Source organism: Rhodococcus sp. GQ147 (genome assembly GCF_059759155.1).
In genome coordinates this window covers 1-2,393 of record NZ_JCAXDU010000049.1, presented here as the reverse complement: position 1 = coordinate 2,393, position 2,393 = coordinate 1, and the positions used below count along the sequence as shown (strand labels likewise).

Annotated in this window: 4 protein-coding genes; 2 read left to right on the top strand and 2 right to left on the bottom strand. The window is 60.1% G+C overall.

Annotated elements, in window-relative coordinates:
- Both AC6CID_RS24935 and AC6CID_RS24930 read right to left on the bottom strand, forming a co-directional pair.
- Window positions 1-1,069 (bottom strand): AAA family ATPase (locus tag AC6CID_RS24935; protein WP_498354659.1); only part of this gene is annotated, 1,069 nt, incomplete at its 3' end.
- 310 nt (window positions 1,070-1,379) lie between these two features.
- Entirely contained in the window at window positions 1,380-1,598 is a 219-nt protein-coding gene (locus tag AC6CID_RS24930) for a helix-turn-helix transcriptional regulator (protein ID WP_498354658.1), read from the bottom strand.
- Window positions 1,599-1,716: 118 nt separating this feature from the next.
- Between AC6CID_RS24930 and AC6CID_RS24925 the strand changes: the two genes are divergently transcribed.
- Together AC6CID_RS24925 and AC6CID_RS24920 are read left to right on the top strand one after the other, a co-directional pair.
- Window positions 1,717-2,214: a helix-turn-helix domain-containing protein gene (locus AC6CID_RS24925; RefSeq protein WP_252173473.1), complete on the top strand. Its 498-nt coding sequence runs from the start codon at window positions 1,717-1,719 to the stop codon at window positions 2,212-2,214.
- Window positions 2,201-2,393, top strand: a 193-nt coding sequence (locus AC6CID_RS24920) for an Arm DNA-binding domain-containing protein (RefSeq protein ID WP_498354657.1), incomplete at its 3' end; no start/stop codon positions are given. The genes AC6CID_RS24925 and AC6CID_RS24920, both read left to right, overlap by 14 nt.

The window sequence follows — 2,393 nt, the reverse complement described above, 5'->3', positions numbered from 1 at the left end:
GGTGCTGGACGATCACCTCCTCCAGAGACCCCAAATCTAGTGGGAGAATGACTGTCCCCGAATCGGTTTGAGCGGTCTCGACATCGACGAACAACACCCGGTTCATGTCCGCGCCGGCTGCCTTCAAGCGCGGTGCAACGGTGAACTCACGAGAATCCTCCGAGTGGATGTACAGCACATTCCGCGGTGTGCCGTGCAGCTCACCTTCTAACCTTCCCATGGTGATCTGGGCACAGATCTGTACCGCCAGCGTGGATTTGCCTAGTCCCTCGCGGCCGGCAAGCAGGGTCAGCGATCCGGCAGGGATCCAATCCTCCATCACCCACCTGATGCGCTGCATCTTCACATCCGAGCCACGGGTGAGCTTCAATCGTCGAGCTGGTCGACCGCCGAGGTCGACCGGTTCGAACTCATCGAGGCCGTAACCTGCTGCGATGTGGTCAGCGGCGTCCTTACCGGCCCGGGCAACCACGACTGCGACGCCACAGGCAATCGGCTCGACGAGCTCGTGGACCTGCATCGCATGCCGCCGTCCTGGTTCATCGTCGTCCGCAACGATCACCACAGTGTGGCCGGCCAAGGATGACCAGTCGAACAGATGGGCCTTTCCCGCACCCATCGCCGAGCACACCGCAACACCACCGGCCGATTCGACGGCGTGGACATCCTTCTCACCCTCGACGATATAGACCGTTGTGCCAGTGGCTATTCCGTCGATTCGTTCGACTCGATACAGATCGCGGCCGCCAGTGTTGCCAGACTGACGGAACTTCTTGCGGCCCCGATCGTCGTAGGTACGGTGCACCATACGGCCGTCCCGGTAGGTGTACCGAGTACCGGTTGTGTCATCGAAGAGATCTCGCATCGTCAGTCCGACCGCATCGAGCACAACCTGCTTGTCGTCGGCGTGACTATTCATCAGCACCTGGCCGGCAATCTGCCGGAACGTCACCGACCGGTCCGCTTCGGAATGCCCGGGCGCCTGTGCCGATGCCGTGGCATCCGGCCCGTCCTTCCATATCAACCCCTGCTCACGCCACCGTTCACGGAGTCGATCCAGAGCAGTCATATCCCCCACCATCCTTTGCACATCACTGATCGAATGAAGTCACGCTTCGGAAGACCGAGGCCGGGAGTCGAGGGACTCCCGGCCTCGTTAGACACCTGTCGGAACGCTTGCTGGAAGCCGAATTCAGACGTCGCTCAAAGGACTACGAATCGACAGGTCGAACAGAGAGATACGTGCGCGATGCGCTTTCAATCCCCAGAGGGTTATGGATAGACTCACTCGCCGCACGACTCTTTTCGGTTGCACTACGATGCCGCCAGTGGGACTCAGGAGTGGCAGCTCCCCCACGGTGGCGTCGCTTTTTCTGTACTCACGCGACACCGGGGTGGTCATCGGTACGCGTCATCAACCGGGATTCGATGTACTCGTCGACGTCGGTCCAGCGGTAGAGCACCCGCTTTCCGTCGACCTTCACGAACTTTGGGCCGGTGCCCTTATAGCGCTGGGTCGCGAGGGACGCGACCGTGGTGCGCATGTATTCGGCAACCTCATGCGGAGTGCCGAAGGGCGAGTTTCCTCGGACAGTCATATGCATCCTTTCGATCGTGTAGCGATCATTTCGATCGTTACACGATGAGAGTGTATGTCGATACATCAACTGTCAAGAGGATCTTCCAACGATCGAAATGATCGTTTATTCTTCGTCCATGACCGCGCCGCAGAAGAAGAATCCCCTCGGGCCAACAGGTCGAACGGTGGCCGCCAACGTGCGACGTCTACGCACCAGACACGGTCTGGCCTATACCGAGCTGGCGGCAAAACTCGAAGAACTCGATCGGCCCATTCCGACCCTCGGTCTCCGCAAGATCGAGAATGAAGAGCGACGTGTGGACGCCGATGACCTGATGGCGCTGGCCATTGCGTTGGGCGTCCACCCCAACGCGTTGTTGCTGCCTCCGACGAAGGATCCCTCGCATCTGGTGACGGTGACCGGGGCAGGAACCAGATCGGCTATGGATATCTGGATGTGGGCCGAGGGGTCCGCGCCGATCATCTATACCGATGTCCCCGACCATGTTCCGGAAAGCCAGCGCGCCGAGTACGCAGAAGCAGCCTTCAAGACGAACGCATCGCCGGAAATGCAGGACTGGACGAAGGATCCAAACGTAAGGATCGGCGACCGGGCCGGCGATGGCGACCATTGAACCGTACGAGACGAAAGCAGGACGTCGCTACCGAGTCCGTTATCGCACGCCGGATCGTCGTCAGACGGACAAGCGGGGATTCAAGACCAAACGTGACGCAGAAGCGTTCGCCGCGACCGTCGAGGTACAGAAGCTGACCGGTTCCTACGTTGCACCTTCGGGCGGGAGGGTGACATTCG